The organism is Micromonospora sp. NPDC047738 (assembly GCF_040642675.1).
Taxonomy (GTDB): Bacteria; Actinomycetota; Actinomycetes; order Mycobacteriales; family Micromonosporaceae; genus Micromonospora.
In genome coordinates this window covers 67,950-84,846 of the sequence record NZ_JBEYSO010000023.1, presented here as the reverse complement: position 1 = coordinate 84,846, position 16,897 = coordinate 67,950, and the positions used below count along the sequence as shown (strand labels likewise).

13 protein-coding genes and 1 pseudogene are annotated in these 16,897 nt (G+C 70.0%); 9 read left to right on the top strand and 5 right to left on the bottom strand.

Annotated elements, in window-relative coordinates; genetic code table 11:
• Together ABZ783_RS28030 and ABZ783_RS28025 are read left to right on the top strand one after the other, a co-directional pair.
• On the top strand, positions 1 to 1,827 hold the full coding sequence (locus ABZ783_RS28030) for a Tox-REase-5 domain-containing protein (protein ID WP_357443235.1): 1,827 nt from the start codon (positions 1 to 3) through the stop codon (positions 1,825 to 1,827).
• Positions 1,824 to 2,597, top strand: a complete 774-nt coding sequence (locus tag ABZ783_RS28025; protein ID WP_357443232.1) for a hypothetical protein — start codon at positions 1,824 to 1,826, stop codon at positions 2,595 to 2,597. The genes ABZ783_RS28030 and ABZ783_RS28025 overlap by 4 nt, the downstream gene beginning before the upstream one ends.
• Positions 2,598 to 2,695: 98 nt before the next feature.
• On the opposite strand, the gene ABZ783_RS28020 is transcribed toward ABZ783_RS28025, so the two are convergent.
• The gene (locus tag ABZ783_RS28020) at positions 2,696 to 5,701 is read right to left on the bottom strand and encodes a family 16 glycoside hydrolase (RefSeq protein WP_357443229.1); all 3,006 of its coding nucleotides are present in this window, start codon (positions 5,699 to 5,701) and stop codon (positions 2,696 to 2,698) included.
• A gap of 340 nt (positions 5,702 to 6,041) precedes the next feature.
• Between ABZ783_RS28020 and ABZ783_RS28015 the strand changes: the two genes are divergently transcribed.
• The 5 genes from ABZ783_RS28015 (at position 6,042) to ABZ783_RS27995 (ending at position 12,876) form a co-directional block, all read left to right on the top strand.
• Positions 6,042 to 7,703 carry a D-glucuronyl C5-epimerase family protein gene (locus ABZ783_RS28015; protein ID WP_357443226.1) on the top strand — a complete coding sequence of 554 codons (1,662 nt, stop codon included), beginning with the start codon at positions 6,042 to 6,044 and terminating at the stop codon, positions 7,701 to 7,703.
• Positions 7,704 to 7,790: 87 nt separating this feature from the next.
• Entirely contained in the window at positions 7,791 to 9,131 is a 1,341-nt protein-coding gene (locus ABZ783_RS28010) for a phytase (RefSeq protein WP_357443223.1), read from the top strand.
• Between the two features lie 140 nt (positions 9,132 to 9,271).
• Entirely contained in the window at positions 9,272 to 9,622 is a 351-nt protein-coding gene (locus ABZ783_RS28005) for a DoxX family protein (protein WP_357443220.1), read from the top strand.
• A 131-nt stretch (positions 9,623 to 9,753) separates the two neighbouring features.
• Entirely contained in the window at positions 9,754 to 10,656 is a 903-nt protein-coding gene (locus ABZ783_RS28000) for an aminoglycoside phosphotransferase family protein (protein ID WP_357443217.1), read from the top strand.
• A gap of 240 nt (positions 10,657 to 10,896) precedes the next feature.
• Positions 10,897 to 12,876, top strand: coding sequence for a zinc ribbon domain-containing protein (locus ABZ783_RS27995; protein ID WP_357443214.1), 1,980 nt, complete (start codon positions 10,897 to 10,899; stop codon positions 12,874 to 12,876).
• Here the strand turns inward: ABZ783_RS27995 and ABZ783_RS27990 are convergent, their stop codons facing one another.
• Together ABZ783_RS27990 and ABZ783_RS27985 are read right to left on the bottom strand one after the other, a co-directional pair.
• Positions 12,877 to 13,332, bottom strand: coding sequence for a hypothetical protein (locus ABZ783_RS27990; protein WP_357443211.1), 456 nt, complete (start codon positions 13,330 to 13,332; stop codon positions 12,877 to 12,879). It abuts the gene before it with no gap.
• Entirely contained in the window at positions 13,329 to 13,847 is a 519-nt protein-coding gene (locus tag ABZ783_RS27985) for a sigma-70 family RNA polymerase sigma factor (protein ID WP_357443208.1), read from the bottom strand. Before ABZ783_RS27985 ends, ABZ783_RS27990 begins: the two co-directional genes overlap by 4 nt.
• A gap of 232 nt (positions 13,848 to 14,079) precedes the next feature.
• On the opposite strand from ABZ783_RS27985, the pseudogene ABZ783_RS27980 reads away from it, so the two are divergent.
• Both ABZ783_RS27980 and ABZ783_RS27975 read left to right on the top strand, forming a co-directional pair.
• Positions 14,080 to 14,226: pseudogene (locus tag ABZ783_RS27980) on the top strand (TetR family transcriptional regulator); the annotation flags it as partial.
• 492 nt (positions 14,227 to 14,718) lie between these two features.
• Complete coding sequence (locus ABZ783_RS27975; protein ID WP_357443326.1) at positions 14,719 to 15,366, top strand: methyltransferase domain-containing protein; 648 nt, start codon at positions 14,719 to 14,721, stop codon at positions 15,364 to 15,366.
• Here the strand turns inward: ABZ783_RS27975 and ABZ783_RS27970 are convergent.
• Positions 15,353 to 16,549 (bottom strand): DUF6596 domain-containing protein, encoded by a 1,197-nt coding sequence (locus tag ABZ783_RS27970; protein WP_357443205.1) that lies wholly within the window; start codon positions 16,547 to 16,549, stop codon positions 15,353 to 15,355. The genes ABZ783_RS27975 and ABZ783_RS27970 overlap by 14 nt on opposite strands.
• A complete protein-coding gene (locus ABZ783_RS27965) occupies positions 16,546 to 16,887 on the bottom strand; it encodes a YciI family protein (protein WP_073836116.1) in 342 nt (113 codons plus the stop codon). Before ABZ783_RS27965 ends, ABZ783_RS27970 begins: the two co-directional genes overlap by 4 nt.
• Positions 16,888 to 16,897 lie beyond the last annotated feature (10 nt).

The window sequence follows — 16,897 nt, the reverse complement described above, 5'->3', positions numbered from 1 at the left end:
GTGGCCGGGACGGCCGCGGTGCTGGTCCTCGCCCTCTGCGCGGGCCTGGCCGTGGCGTTGTTCCGGCTCGCCGACGACCGTCCGGGCCCGGCCGACGACGGCTCCAAGGAGGCGGCCGCGCTCCTGTACGAGGCGGCCGGCACGCTGTTCGACTCGGGCGCCGAGCGGTACCGGGGCATGCTCACCAGCTACTCCGGTGCCCGGGTACGAATCGACGCGCGGGTGACGCAGGAGGGCACCACGCTGTCGACGGTGGAGGTCTCGGGTGGCCGGGGCGAGGTGCTCGACCTGGGCACCAACGGCACGTACGCCAAGGGCGACCGGGTGTTCTGGGCGGCGACCGACGTCCCCCGCCTCGAGTCGCTGAAGTACGGAAGCGCCTGGGTGCGAGTGGCCCCCGACGCGCTGGGATTCGATGCGCGGGAGCTGACCCCGGCGGCGGTCGCCTACTCGCTGGCGCCCGGCATGGAGGACGGACAGGGCCCACCGCCGGGGCTGAGGGCGACGCTCGGCGACGTCACGACGATCAACGGCGTCAAGGTGCGTCCGGTGCTGATCCCCGGGGCGGTGGTGTCGATCACCGTCGGCCAGCCGCGGCGGATCGTCCGGATCGAGTCGGACGGGACCGGGACCCCCACCGCCGTCCGGACCATCGGCTACACCGGCTCCGATGGCCGGTCGCGGGGCTATCGGCTGGCGGCGGGGGCCGACAACTGGCTGGGCGTGGACCTCAGCGGCCTGTCGCCGGAGGAGATCGAGGACTTCTTCCAGGCGGTCAAGAAACGGGTCACCGAGCTGGCCGGGGCTTTCGACTCCCAGGTGACGTTCGACCTGGAGGGCGACGGCACCCTCGGGCCGTGCCAGCAGACCTCGTGCGTCGCCACCTACCGGCTCTCCAACCGGGTGCGGCTCCATTCGCAATACCTCCGCAACGACGGGCCGGTGTACGCGGCTGTCACGATCCGGATGACTCTCGACGGGCGTCCGCTCGAGACCTGTAGGCCGATCATTTCTATGCCCCCGAACAAATCGGGGACCGCCAGGTGCACGGCGACGTATACCCTGCCGCGATCCCGCAATCCAAAGACGTACACGGTCCGGGCGAGCTTCAAGGCCGAGGCAAGGGCCGTGATCAAGGCGGACATCGAGCGGATGACCAAGGACGTCGCCCGGCAGGAGGCGGCGCGGCGCCGCCGTCCGGCCCCGGTCACGAGCACCCCGGTGACGCCGGGATCGAGCCGACCGACGCCACGTCCCAGCCCTAGCCGGACGCACCCGTGCGAGGAACCATCGCTCGGGCGGGGCCCTGCCGGGCCCGGCGAATGGATTCGGCGGAACGCCGGGCCGCCCAGGGAGTGGATGAGGTACCAGGAGCAGGTGACCGGGCTGCGCCGGCCGCACGAGTACAGGTACGCCGGCCGAGATTTCGACGGCTTCCGAATGATCAACGGCAAGCCGGTGTTCATCGAGGCGAAGGGGCGGTACGACTTCCTGCTCTGGGCGGCTGAGGTCGACAAGAAGACCGGCCGGGTCCGATTCCTGGACGAGGATCCTAAACTGGCGAGTCTGACCCCAGAGCAGCAGAAGGCAATCGTCGATGGCAGTAAGCGGGCGAGGGCCAAGCTCGACGAACTGGCCAATCAGCTCATCGAACAGTTGGCGCGGGTCCGCCAGGTCGAGAACGGTCGGCTCCGTTACGTCGTGATGGAGCCGAAGGCGCTCGCCAAGATTCGGGCCTTCGTGGAGCCCCGGCTGGACGCGGAGGACAAGGCTCTGCTCGACTGGGAGTCGGAACCACTTGACCCGGATTTTGGGGGTTGCCTGTGACGGTCGTGCCCTACGAGTGGCAGATCTGGACCGACGGACCGGCGCGCGAGGACTGGCCGCTGGAGAAGGCCGCAGCATGCCTCGCGGCGTCACTGCGCCGGATCACCCGGACGCTCCCGTCCGACGCGGGCGCGTTCCAGGCCGGCGCCGACGGCCCACCGTTCTCCGTCAACGACCCCGACCTGCCCCGGCACCTGGTGCCGCAGCTCGCGGCCTCCCGCGACCGGTCCCGCTACGGCGGCGGTGACCTGCTCGGCAATGCGCGGATCCTCCTGCAACCGGTCGGCCCGGGCCTGCTCTGGCTGGATTGGAGCCAACCAGCCGCGGAGCTGCCCACCTCGCGCGCCAACCTGAGGGTGACCGTCACCGCCCGGCTCGGGCCGATCCTCGACGAACGCCTCGGTGAGGTGGCCGCCCTGGTGGCTGACCTGGGCCGGATCTGGGAGGCGGACCAGGCGTGGGTGGACATGGTGCACGTCCGGCAGGAATGGAACCGGTGGCGGCGCGGCCTGCCAGTCTTCGGCGTGGTGACCTGGTTCAGGACCGGCGGTGCCACGGTCGACACCAGCGGCCTCGACGTGGACACCGTCGACACCGACGACGGTCGGCTGATCGTCCTGCGGGCCGCGCCCGCCGACGTCGAGGCGGACACCAGCGCGGCGGCGCGCGCCACTGTTCGCGAACTCACCCGCCGTACGGTGCTGGCCGACGGCCGGCTGTTGACCGAGGCCAACCCGGCCCTGCTCGCCGAGCCGGAAGGGCCGTCCTGACCCGGACCCGGGTCACGAGCTGCGGTCCGCTGTGTCAGCCGCCACGCGGGCGGCCGGGTCGGTGAACCCGGCCGCCCGCGTGCTGACCGCCGGCGGACCTACCGGTCAAGCGGCTCGATCCAGATGTTCCGGTACTGGACCGGGTTGCCATGGTCCTGCAGCCGGATGGCGCCGGCCGCCGGGCCCTCGGGCCGGCTGCTGCCGGTCGGGCCGAGGATCTCGACGTCGTTGTGCACCGTGACGCCGTTCCACACCACGGTGACGCGGGCATTCTCGACCTTCTTGCCGGCCGCGTCGTAGCGGGCCTGCCGGTAGACGATGTCGTACGTCTGCCAGGTCTGGGGCGGCAGCGCCGCGTTGACGTCGGGGGCCTTCTGGTTGTAGATGGCCGCGGCGTCGTTGGTCCGCGGCGGGTCGATGCCGAACGAGTCCAGCACCTGGATCTCGTAACGGTCCTGCAGGAACACGCCGCTGTTGGCGCGTGCCTGACCGGTCACGTCCGGCGGGTACAGCGGCAGGTTGAACTCGACGTGCAGGCGGAAGTCACCGAAGGCCTGCACCGTGCGGAGGTCTCCGTTCCGGACGGTCATGACGCCGCCGGCGACCGGCCATTGGGGTTCCCGCCCGTCGGTGTGCTGCCACTCGGTGAGGTCGCCACCGTCGAACAGCGTGATGCGTTCGCCGTGCGGCCGGACGGCGAGCACGTCGAGGTTCACGTGCCCGGAGTCCGCGGCCTCCTTGCGGTACTCGACCACATTGCGGCCCTTGTTCAGGGAGACGGTGGTGGTGACCGTTCCCCACTCCTCCCAGGTCACCGTCGAGGGGAAGAGCCGCTGCTCCACCCGTTTGCCGTTGACGTACAGGCTCAGCTGTTTCTCACCCGAGTAGGGGTTCGGGCCGTTGCTGTAGCGCATCGCCAGGTCGTACGTCCCGCTCGCCCGGACATCGACCGAGATGCTGGTCGACGAGCCGTTCTGAGCGAAGCCGGCGGCGAAGCCGGCGCCGGAGTAGGCGGCGTGGTCGGTGGCCATGCCGACGGCGACCGTGCGGCCTTCCTCGGCCTCGAAGAACGTCTGCGGCTGCACCACGCGGCCCGGGATCTCGTTGAGCGTGTACCAGGCTTCGGTGTTCCACAGCTCCTCGCCGTCGGCGGAGGAGAACGGACGCGGGGAGCGCACGTGCACCACGCGGTTTTCCTTCCGACCGGGGATGTGCAGCTTGACCGTGCGGCGGTCGGCCGACAGCTCGGCCTTGGTCACCTTGAGCGTCTCCAGCTCGAGCTTGGGCCCGCCGTACTGGCTCGTCGCACCGTAGCGCCACTGCGTCACCTGGTACGCGTCGGCGAGATCCGCGGCGGTCTCGGCGGACAGTGGCTTGGTGTATTCCAGCTCGAACCCGACGTGCGAGGCGCGCATCTCCTTGACCTCGAAGGTCGAGGTGCCGTTGGGCGTGAGCTTCTGCAGGCCGTAGGTGAGCTTGCCCTCCTGGCCCCAGTTACCGCCGGCGCCCAGGCCACCCACGTAGAGCGCGCCGTCGGGGCCGAGGGCCACCTCGTTGATGCCGGATTCCAGGCCCTGCGTGTGCCGGAACACCGCGCCCTGGTACTGCCCCTCGATCTCCTCGAGGAACACGCGCTGCAGGCCGCCGTAGGTCACGTCGCCGACCACCAACTGCCCGGCGTACGGGCCCTGCTTCAGCAGCACGGGGGTGGACGGTGAGTTACCGATCTCGTTCTGCGGGAGCCAGACGATGGGGCGCGTCACTGCCTTGTCGTCGTACGGCCCGGCGGGCGTCGTGTAGTGGTTGTAGAAGGCGCCATCCTGGATTTTGACCAGCTTGGACGCGGGCAGCCAACCACCCTGGTTGTCGGTGACGAAGACCTCACCCTTCGGGCCCCACCCGATCCCGTTGGGGGTGCGCAGCCCGCCGGCGACGTACGTGATCTCGCCGGTCGCGGCGTTCACCTTGATCGAGGTGCCGCGGTTCGGCGCGGGCTGGGGCACCGTGGTGGCGCCGCCCAGGTTGATGGCGACCGACAGGTTGAGATAGAAGTACCCGTCCCGGTAGAGCAGGCCGAACGCGAACTCGTGGAAGTTGCGGCCCCACGGCCAGGTCGCAACGGTCCGGTAGTCGTCCGCGACGCCATCGTTGTCGGTGTCGCGCAGGGCCGTCAGCTCGTGCTTCTGGCTGACGTAGACGGTGCCGCCGACCACCGCCACGCCCTGGGGCTCCCGCAGCCCCGCCGCGAACTTGCGGTAGGTCACCTGCTCGGGGCCGGTCTTTCCGCTGACGCCCCCGACCACGTAGACCTCACCGGTCGCGTTGTCCGTGCCGCCCCAGGTCGAGATCACCAGGTCGCCATCGGGCCGGAAGGCCATGCCGGTGACCTGCGGCCGGAAGCCCTCGGGACGCAGGTCGGTGAGGGTGTAGCCAGGGTGCACCCGGTCGAGGGGCAGGCCGTCGCCGGCCGAGTCGGTTGCGCCCTCGCAGTACTTCCAGCCGGGGGCGGTGACCCGTACGACGCCGGCGTCGGTGCTCAGTGCGGAGGTCGGCACGAGCTGGAAGGTGCTTGCGCCAGGGGGGCGCCACTCGAGCCGCAGCACCTGGCCGCCGCCGTTCTCGAAGAACTCGACGAACAACGGGTGCAGGCCGGCGGTCAAGCTGACCGACCCTTCCTTGGAGGTCTCGCCGTGCAGGCCGTCGTGGTCGACGACGAGCCGGTTGTCGATCGTCAGGCGCGACCCGTCGTCGCTGGTGAGCCGGAAGGCGTAGTCGCCGTCGGTGGGCACGGTGAGGTTGGCAATGACGTGGCTGATGAACCGGTCGGACAGACCGAACTCGCCCGTGGTGGTCCAGTTGATCTGCGGCATGAGCTTGTCGACGTTCGGCGTCTGTGCGGGCTTGAGGGTGCACAGCGCCGACAGCGGGGTGCCCATGTCGTACGAGCGCAGGGTGACGCCCGGCTCCTGCGGCGGGACATCGGCGGTGACGGATGCGGCCGTGGCCGAGGTGACGGGGACTGCGGCGAGCAGGGTCGCCAGAGCGGCACCAGCGGCCGCGAGCGCGGCTCGGCGGCGCCGGCGCCAGCGGTTCGGTGCGGTCATGGTTCCTCCTGGTGGGTGGCGGCGGGGCCCGGCCGGGAAGGATCCGTGCGACTTTCCTCCCCTGGACCGGCCAGTACGAGCGCGCAATACAAAAGATCGATGGCGACACTCTAATCTTTAGATTCAAATAGCTCAACTTTCAGATGAATGAATGAAAGTTGCCATCTGGCCAGGATCCCGGTGCCGTGGCGCGCGACCCGGCTGCGTGGGAGCAAGCACCGGGCGACGCGGCGGGCAACGGCGGCCGACACCACGGACGCCGGCGAGCGGCCGGACATCCCGCCCCTGACGTGCTACAAATCCGGTAGCCCGATCCACTGAGTTGAGCGGGGTGCCCATGGTGAGTCAGGGACCGGCAGCGGAGGCGCTGCGCGCGCACCGTTGGTCACGAAGAGCCGTGCTCGGTGCCGGGCTCGCCACCGGCGGGCTGTGGCTCCTCGACGAGCCGGCCGAAGCCCGGCCCGGCGATCCCGGGGCGGAACCGCTCCTGCCCGGGCGCGCGTTCCTGGGTTCCGCCGGTCCCGTCATCGATCCGGCGTTCGAGATCTCCCCGACGCCGGACCCGACGGCGCTGTACGACGTACCCGCACTGTCCGCCGCCGACGCACGGCGGCTCGCGCCGCGTAGGGCATCCGTGCCGGGCGTCACGGCGCGGTCCCAGTCGAGGGCGGTGAGCGGCGTACCGTTCGACTTCTCGTACCACCCGTTCGAGATCCGCGACCTGCCGGACACGATCCGCCCCTACTACCTGCGCAACCCGATGCCGCTCGTCGACACCGGCGTCCACGACGCTTCGGGCGTTCGGATGACCGTGCGCTACGGCCGGCTCTACGACCATCCGGTGGACCAGGCACAGTACGGACTCGCGCTGGTCGAGTCATACCGGATCACCGGCAACGTCGCCTACCTGAACCGGGCGAAGAAGCAGGCCCAACGGCTGATCGACCGCCGGGTGGGGTACGGGGGTGGCTGGTTCTACCCGTACCCGTTCCGTTTCCAGCTCCACGGCAGCCAGGAGATCTACGACCCCCCGTGGTACTCGATGATGGCGCAGGGGCAGGCGTTGAGCCTGTTCTGCCGGCTCTACCGCACCACCGGCGGCGCCCGGTGGCGGAACGCGGCCAACGCCACGTTCGCCTCGTTCCTGGTTCCCCCGGTCGCCGGTAGGCCCTGGGGGGTCTACGTGGTGGGCGGGCGACTCTGGTTCGAGGAGTACGCGAACCCGAAGCGGATCTCCGGCGACCTCACCTACAACGGCCACAACTTCGCCGCCTTCGGGCTGTGGGACTACTGGGCGATGACCGGGGACGAACGCGCCCGGGTGCTGTTGCAGGGCGCGTTGACCACCATGCGTGACGTCTACGCCGACATCCGCACCCGGCACTGGCGCAGCAAGTACTGCCTGCGGCACCGGTCGGACGCGAACACCTACCACACCATCCACATGACCCAGCACATCCAGTGCTACGCGATCACTGGCGACCCGGTGTTCGCCCAGATCGCGGAGCTTTACTACGCCGACTTTCCGCCACACGGCGTCACCGGCACCGTCGCGCTCCAGCCCGGGCGACACACCGGGTACCGGTTCGACAGCGCCGGCAACGTCACTGCCACCCGGACGATCAGCTTGTCGCGGCGGAGCAACGCGCCGTCGGCGGCCCGACTCAAGGTCCGTCGGCAGGACGGGATCTGGTACCAGATCAGTGCAGGCACGCTGGCCGGCTACCACCTCAAGGAGCTCAGACAGCACTCGTACCAGGTCGGCGAGGCCGCCCCGATGGGATACCGGATCCTGCGGCCGGCGACGGTCGCGGTGGCCCCACTCACCGCGTACGCCATCGACGCGGCCGGGTCGATGCGGTCAGTGGTCACCGACTACCAGGTGGGCGACAGGGTCAACCTCGACCGGCAGGCGGTGTTGAACGGGGTGGCGCACGTCCGGTTCGCCGACGGCCGGTACCCGGGATGGTGGGCGGGCTACCCCGCCGTCAACCGAAGCTGACCCGACCCGAGGCGGCAGCCCTCGAGTTTCCGCTACGGCAACCGGCGGTCAGACCGGCGTCAATCTCCGTCCCGCAGGGTTGCTGCCGTGACGTACACATTGAACGCCGCACTGACGGTGGGCGCAGTCGTCGCCGCGCTGCTCGCTCCTCCGCACGGGGGCGCCCGCGCCACCACCGCCCAGCCCGCAGTGGTGACCACGGACAACGAAACCCCGATCCTGTACGACGACGAGGCCGGCGGGAACGCTTCCGGTGACGACCCGGCCATCTGGGTGCACCCGGCCGACTCCCGAAAGTCGCTGGTGATCGTGACCGCCAAGGAGGGCGGCCTCCGCGTCTACGACATGGGCTCGCGCGAGCTCCAGTCGCTGCCCGCCACCGAAGCACCACGGGTCGACACCGCCACCGGCCGCTACAACAACGTGGACATCGCCTACGGCATCCGCCTGGCGGGTCGTCTGGTCGACGTCGCCGTCGTCTCGGACCGCTACAACGACCAGCTCCGCTTCTTCCTCGTCGACCCGGCCGGCGCGGCGGCGCGTTCCCCGCTGACCGAGGTCACCGCCGCCGACCAGAGCTTCCTCTTCAACCCCGACCGTCAGGCCGTCGACGAGGAGCACACCGCGTACGGCCTCGCCATCTGGCAGCCGCGGCCCGGCGAGACGTACGCCGTCGTCACCCAGGAGGGGGCGACCACCATCGCGACCGCGCGCATCGTCGAGATCGGCGGCAAGCTCGGCTACACGGGCACCCAGCGGCTCACCATGCCGAGCACCTTCCCGCTGCCGGACGGGACGACCTGGGTTCCCTGTGAGGAGCCAGGCGTGCCCCCGCAGCTCGAGGGCGTCGCGGTGGACCAGGCGTCGGGCGTGCTCTACGCCGCGCAGGAGGACGTCGGACTGTGGCGGCTGCAGCTGCCGCTCGGCTCGGGCCACCAGCCGAAGCTCATCGACCGCGTCAAGGACTTCGGGATCCACGACGTCTACGACAGCGCGACCGAGGAATGCCGGCCGATCGACCCGAACGACAAGGGCTACGGCGGCAACCTGCTCACGGCCGACGCCGAGGGCGTCGACATCTACTACGGGCCCGGCGCCACCGGGTATGTGCTCGTGTCGAGCCAGGGCGACGACACGTTCGCGGTCTACGAGCGCCAGGGCGTGAACGGTGCACTGGGGAGCTTCCGGGTCAAGGGGGTCGGCGGCGCCGACGACATCAACGGTTCCGACGGGCTCGCCGTGACGAACCGCCCCGTCGGCAACTACCGGCAGGGCCTGTTCGTCACGCACGACGAGCCTGAAACCGGGCCCGACGTGGCCGACGACCGCGATGCCACGAACTTCTCCTACGTCTCCTGGGGCGACATCGCCCGCGCGTTGTCCCTGACCGTGGACACCCGGGCCGGGAACGACCCGCGCTTGCGCTGACTTCCTCCGACCGGGCCCGGCCCGCTCCAGGACCACTGGAGCAGGCCGGGCCCGGCCAGTGCATGTGCTTCAGGTCACCGCACGACACGTCACATCCGGCGCTGCCAGCTCGTCCTTGAAGCCGGCAACCAGGAGGGTTCATGTTCACCGCTTACGTCACGGTCACCATCATCGCCTCGGTCTTCAACGGCATCGCCGCCGCCACGTACCTCAGCGGCCACGACTATCCGAAGGCCCAGGCGGACATGAAGCGCGTGCCCCGGTCGTGGGTACCGGTGTTGGGCGTGTTGCTGGCGGCGGGCTCCTTGGGGCTGCTGGTCGGGTTCGCCGTGCCACTGCTGGGGACACTCGCGGCCGCTGGCCTCGTGCTGTATTTCCTCGGCGCCCTCATCGCGCACCTGCGAGTGGGCTCCCGCCAGCTCGTGGGATGGGCCGTGTTCTTCTCCACCGCGGTGGCCACGCTAGCCGTCAACCTGGTCTACCACTGGTGAACCGTGGCGACAGGGGCGAGCGCCAGCTAACCTGCTCCTGCCGCCGAGCATGTCGGCAGGTGAGGTTGCGCCGGTGCCGGGGCGCCTAATCGGTTGGCACCACACCGTCTGGCCGCACTAGCGTGCCAGCCGTGCCCATCCATGATGACGAGATTCGAGCCACCGCCGATCAGGTGCGCCGCCTGGTCGCGGCCCAGTGTCCGCAGTGGGTCGACCTTCCCGTGGCACCCCTACCCGACGCGTTGGAGGGCACCGACCACGTACTCTTTCGGATCGGCGACGAACTCGTCGCCCGGATGCCCAAGATTGCCGGGGCGGTCGACCAGGCCGATTCGGATTCGCGGTGGCTGCCCTTGCTGGCGTCCCACCTGCCGGTGCGGATTCCAGTTCCGCTGCACGTGGGCGAGCCGGGCGCGGGGTATCCATGGCGGTGGACCGTGGTGCCGTGGGTCGTGGGGGACACACCTCCCAGGCTTGGCTGCGACGACGTGCTCCTGGCCCGCGATGTGGCGGCCTTCGTTCGCGCCCTGCACCGGGTGGAGCCGGCCGGAGGCCCGCTCAAGCCACCGGGTACCCGCGGGTCCGCCCTGCTCCACGTCGATGAGAACGTCCGTCGAGTGCTGCCCCGGCTCGCCGAGCATGACGACGGCTTCGACGTGACCGCGGCCGAGACGACCTGGGACATTTGTTTGGCTGCTCCTGACTGGGACCGGGACCCCGTATGGATCCACGGTGATCTGCAACCGGGAAACCTGATCACCGACTGCGGCCGACTGGCCGCGGTCATCGACTTCGGCGCACTCGGTCTCGGCGATCCGGCGCCGGACGTGGCGCCGGCGCTATGGACCTTCACCGGCGCGGCCCGGGAAGCCTACCGGGAGGCGATCGGGTACGACGACGCTACCTGGCGCCGAGCCTGCGGTTGGGCCCTCGCACCGTCGTTGACCGGCCTCGACTACTACCGGCACACCTTCCCGCGAATGGCCGAGCACGGCCGCCGGATGGTTCGCGCAGTGATCGCCGAACTGGCGTGACTGCCGCCGCCAGCCGAGTGGCTCCGCGTGCTCAACGACCCCGAGACTGACCAAGTTGATTATGGATCATCAGTGATCATAGGTTGGTCGTGTGGGTCTTCTTCGATTCTCGCAGACCGCGGCGCGTCTGTCGGTGTTCACCGGTGACGGTGGGTGGTTGGGCTGGTTCGGGGAGGATTCCGGTGACGTGGGCGGCCGTGGGCATTGGTTCTGCGCGATCGATGGTGGGTCGTTGAGTCGGTGAGCGGGAAGCTGCGGCTGGGCGAAGGCGAGACGGCCCGCACCGCGTGTGCCCGCGCGGTGCTGCGTACCGGTGTGGACGAGGCAACCGGTGAGGTCCTGTCTGCGGCGGTGCTGGCGCGGCGGGTTGGTTGGTGTGCCGATCTGGTGGCGGACATGGTGGGCGTCCTGGTCGGTGAGCGTTGGAACAGCGTGGATGTGGGGGTGTTGGCTGGCGGGGTGGATGCGGGTGGGCGGCGGTTGCCGTCGCACGCGTGGATGGCGCTGCGGCGGCTGGGCTGGGCGGTCGCCCCGCCTGGGGGTGTGAGGGTCAATGACCGGATCGTGCGGATGGCGCAGGAGCAGGCGGGACGTGCTCTGCGCTCGGCGGCGTGGCGTGCCGATGTGACAGCCGGGGTCCTGGCGACGTGGCCGTCCGATCCGCGCAAGCGCACCCCCGCCGAGTGGGATCAGGTTCGGGCCTCGATCCCCGGCGGGCAGCATCTGCCGTCGAATGTCATCAAGGGCCGCACCCGGCAGGCTGCCACGTTCGCCAAGGCCAACGGCCGGCTGCCGGTGGACGTGTTCGAACTCGAAGGCGCCCCGAGAATTCCGCGGATGTTGTTGCTGGCCGCGTGTGATCGGCAGCAGGCCACCATCGAGCGCAGCGACACCGACCCGACGAAAGCGCTGCTGCGGCTGCAGTTGCCCACTCGCCCGGATCCGCGAGGGTATCGGGACTGGACGTGGGTGGCGTGCCGGATCACGTTGCCGCCTACGGTTCCCGCCGTGGCGGTGCTGCACCTGCCGACCCTCCGCCTCACCGACGGGACGATGCGTGCCGACCTGGCATACACGCATGCCGTGCCGAAGGCCCGGGCCACCGGTCACTCGGTGGCGCTTGGCGTGGATTGGGGTCTCAACACCCTCCTCAGCGCGGGCGCCCTGCGACTGCAGGCGGACGGGCGGATCACGGCGTTGGGGGCTGGTGGACAGTTCCGCGCCGCCGGCGTCCTGGCCAAGCAGCGCCGCCTGCGCCGCCTGTCAGAGCGGCTGCATGCGAAGGCCGACCAGTACGCGCGGCTGCTCGGCGGCCGCCCCGACGAGCATCTGAGAGCGAAACGTGAGGTGCTGGCCGGCGAGATCCGCCACGTGTCCGCCCGCCGCCAAAACTTGAACGACGCGCTCGCCTGGGCTGCCGCCCGCTGGACCGTCGACCAGGCCATCGCCGCTGCGGCGTCCGTCATCTACCTGGAAGACCTGCGGTCGTTGGAAGCCAAGGGCATGGGGCACAGCCTGAACACGCGCCTGTCCCAGCAGGTCCGCGGACAAATCAGCGACCGGATGCGACACCTCGCCGCCGAGCACGGGATCGCCGTGGTCACCGTCCCCGCCCGCAACACCTCCAAACACTGCCCCCAATGTATAACCCCGCTACAGCACCGTAAAGCCCCCGACAAGCGGACCGTCGCGGGGTGGAAGTGGGCCATCTGGCCCAACCAGTCCTGCCGTTGGCAGGGCGACCGCGACCACGGCGCCTGGCGGCGCATCGCCGCCCGCGGCCTCACCCACCAGACCAAAACCGTCACCGACAAGACCACCGGCGCCATGGTGATCCGCACGGTCGTCGACGAACTCGAAGCCGCAGCCGTCGTCACCCCCAGCACCTTTAATGCCAGCCGGAGGGACCGGTCGAAGACCGGCCCTACCCGGCCCCGCACCCCACGCCCCGCGCCCAGGCGACGCGGGGCACCCTCCCCCACCCGGCCTCATGGCCGGGCGGGCAAGCGTCCGGAGGGACACGCACCAACGGACCGGCCGAGGCTGCCCCGCGCAGCCCACCGACACCAGGACGTGAACACGATCAGCACACCCACCACCACCGGCCACCGGCCCCGAGGAGCCGCACTGGGCGCAGGATTCCATCTCCACGCCCACGCATCTCCACCACGGTGGGAAACGATCCCGGAAACCCCATCCGACTCAAGATCGCTAAGCTGATCAGGGACGCTGACTCAACTCTTCCTTGCGTCGTAGCAGGGCCGCCCGCCTACGGCGGGCGGTGCGCAGGTTGGCGATGGCCAGAACGCCCAACGCCAGCACCGCGACGATCAACGACGGCGCGAGCTTGTGCCGCAGGGTGGTGATCACCAGCGCACCGACGGTGAACAGCAGCCAGGCGCCCAGTCCGAGCCAGCCGGCGACGACGCGATCCCGGGCGAACATCGGCGTCCTGCGGGTCACGGCCCAGCCGCCGAAAGCCGCCCAGCACAGTCCGATCGCCACCAGTACCGCGCACGCCACCATCGTCCGTGGTGGCAGCCCGGGCTCGGTTGCCCACAGCAACCCGATCAGGCCGCTGCCGGCGAGCCCGGCGAGCGCTAGTGCCACGTATCCGACCTTCTTACGCAGCGACAACGGTGCGTCGAGCCGCTTGAGCAACTCTTCCGGCGTCATGCTTCATACCCCTTCCGCGCCAACTCGCGGCGCAACAACTTCCTTGCCCGGTTGAGCCGCGACTTGATGGTGCCGACCGGCACAGCGCAGATCTGTGCGCACACCTCAAGCGGGAGGTCCTCGAGATAGAACAGCAGCAGCACCTCCCGTTCCCTGGCCGGAAGCGCCGCCAACGCGCCACCGAGCAGTTCCCGATCGACCACCGCTTCCGCCTCGTCGGCTCCCGGCACGTCGTCGACCGGCTCGGGCTCCGGGCGTGCGTAGACGTCACGCAGTCGGTTCATCACCGCCCGGCGAGCGATGGTGAAGAGCCAGGGGGCGAACCGGTCCGGCTGCCGCAGTCGCGGCAGCCCCTTGAAGACCGCCAGCCACACCTCCTGCACCACATCGTCGTCGGGCCCGGTCAGCATCCGCCCGACGTACCGCTCGATCGCCGGATGCCAGGCCCGTACCAGTTCGGCGAAGGCCTCACGTTCGCCCAGCTGGCAGCGAACAACCAACAACTCATCGGCCATCTGCCCTCCTTTGCCTGTTCAGTCGCGGCTCGCGGCGTCCAGGTTCACTGCTCGTCCAGGGCCGTCCGAACCGTGCCGGGCCGAAGCGGGAGGTGGCAACTTCTGGCGGCCCTACCGGGACTCGGGGGAAGGCGCACGCCAACTCAGACCGGGTCGTCCATCGAAGCCTGCCAATCGGGCACTAGAAAGGCAGTGAGCATTTATAGACTTTGAAGTCGACAAGCCGGGAAGGGTGATCGTGGCCGACGAGAAACCGGAGCCGGGACGCCGTCTGCCTCGGGCCCAGCGGCGGGAACAGATCCTCGCCGCGGCGACCGAAGCGTTCGCCCGGTCCGGTTTCGCGGCGACGGGCCTGGACGAGATCGCCACCGAGGCCGGGATCACGAGGATGATCCTCTACCGGCATTTCGACTCCAAGACCGACCTGTACCAGGCGGTTCTTGACCGGATGTGCGCCCGGCTGGACGCCCACGTCGAAGAGCCCGTCGGTGGGTTCACCGACGCCAGCACCGACGGCCTCCTTCAGGCGGCGGTCGAGTCCCCAGCCGGGTTCCGGCTGCTGTTTCAGCACGCCCTGCGCGAACCGGAGTTCAACGAGCGCATCGAGAAGTTCCGTGGCGGCATCACCGCCGCCGCGTACCTGCAGATCTCGGCGGTCGTACCCCGACGCGGCGCTGGCGCGCTGGGCCGCCCAGCTCGCCCCGGTGGTGGCGATCGAGGCGATCATCGCCTGGCTCGACGCCGGGCAGCCCGACCCCGCCAGAGCCGCCGCCCGGGTCCGCCAGACGGTCACGGAAGTGATCGGCGCTGCCGTCTCCTCGGATGTGGATCGCACCCTTCTCCACCCCGCCAATGTGGAAGGACCACCGTCATGAGCAGCACCGCCAAGGGGAATACCGGTGAGACCCCGGCCGCGAAGCAGCGGCGAGTCTGGGACAGGGCCGCACCCAGCTACGACAGGCAGATCGTTCTCCTGGAGCGGATCCAGTTCGGTGGCGGCCGGGAGTGGCTGGGCGCCCGTGCCCGCGGTCGGGTGCTGGAGGTCGCCATCGGCACCGGCCGGAACCTGCCGCACTATCCCGCCGAGGCGACGCTTACCGGGATCGAACTGAGCCCGGCGATGCTGGGCATCGCTCGGCAGCGCGCCGCCGACCTCGGCCGTTCGGTCGACCTGCACGAGGGCGACGCCGAGCGCCTGCCGTTCGACGACGCGTCGTTCGACACTGTGGTCTGCGCCCTGTCGCTGTGCGCCATCCCGCACCCGGTGAAGGCTATCGGCGAGATGAAGCGCGTCCTCGTACCTGGCGGCAGGCTGCTCCTGCTCGACCACATCGGCAGCACCTGGCCACCGGTCTATGCCGCCCAGTGGCTCCTTGAACGGGTCACCATTCGCGCGGCCGGCGAGCACTTCACCCGCCGCCAGCTACCCCTCCTGCGGGCCGCGGGCTTCGAGATCGTCGAGACAGAAAGGCTGAAGGCCGGCACCGTCGAACGCGTCCACGCGGTCAAGCCCAACTGATCCGCTGCCGCAACAAGGACTGCTCGGCCGGGTTGGCGGTCAACTCCAGCGCCCGCCTGTCCGCGTCGTGTGCCTCGTCGGGGCGGCCGAGGTCGCGGAGCAGTGCAGCCCGGGTGGCGTGCCACAGGTGATAGCCGTTGAGGGCCTGGCGGAGTTCGTCGACTGCCGCCAGCGCCACATCCGGCCCGGCCACGTACCGCAGGGCGACGGCCCGGTGCAGTTTGGTGACCGGCGACGGTGCGAGCCGGTCGAGCATCGTGTAGAGGATCAGGATCTGCTGCCAGTCGGTGTCCTCCCACCGGCCGGCCTCGGCGTGCACCGCGACGATCGCGGCCTGCAGCTGATAGGGGCCGGGCTTCTTGAGGCTTGCGGCCTTGGCGATCAGCCGGGCCGCATCGACGATGACGTCCCGGTCCCACCGGCTTCGGTCCTGGTCGGGCAGTTGGATGATCTGGCCGTCCGGGGTGAAGCGGGCGGCTTCGCGGGCACGGTGCAACCGGATCAACGCGAGCAGGCCGAGCACCTCTGGCTCGTTCGGCATCAGGCCGGCGAGCAGGGTGGCCAGGAACTCGGCATCCGCAGCAAGGTGCTGCGCTTGAGCGCGCTGACCGCTGGTCGGTAGGTAGGCCTCGTTGAACAGCAGATACACCACCGTCAGCACCTCGACCAGGCGTGCACCGAGTTCGTCGGCGGCGGGGATCCGGTATGGGATGCCCGCGTCGCTGATCTTCCGCTTGGCGCGGGTGATCCGCTGCGCCACCGTGGTCTCGGGAATGAGGAACGCTTTGGCGATCTGCGCGGTGGTCAGGCCGCAGGCAACCCGGAGCGTGAGGGCGACCTGGGCGGTGCGGGGCAGCGCAGGGTGGCAGCAGGTGAAGATCAGCCGTAGCCGGTCGTCCGGCACCGGTTGCGGCGGCCACGCGGCCAGCGCCAGCTTGTCCCGGAAGCGGGCGTCGCGGCGCAGCGCGTCCAGGCCCCGGCGGCGGGCGACCGTGTAGAGCCAGCCGTCCGGGTTGGCCGGGATGCCCTCGATCGGCCAGTGCTGCAGCGCTGCCTCGACCGCGTCCTGGACGAGGTCCTCTGCGGCGGAGAAGTCACCGATCAGCGACACGAGGGAGGCGGCGAGTCGGCCCGCGTGCTCGCGCACCACGCGGGCCAACTCCACCCCGGCATCCCGACTCATCCTGCGATCGGGCGGATCTCCACCAGTGGGCACGCCGGCCACGACGCGACGATGCGCAACGCCTCGTCCAGGTCGGCGACGTCGATCTCGGCGAAACCGGAGATCACTTCCTTGCCCTCCACGAACGGCCCGTCGGTGATCACCGGCTCGGCCTGGTCGAGCCGGACGGTGGTGGCGGTGTGGGCGGGCATCAGGTGCGTGTGCGAGGTGATCTTGTCGGCGTTGTCGGTGAACCACTGCCGCACCCGCCCGTAGGCCCGCTCGCGTTCGGTCTCGTCCATCGCGGCCAGGTCGGCGGCGAACTGCTCGGTTTCGGCGAACATCAGCACGTACTTCACGGCTCTCACC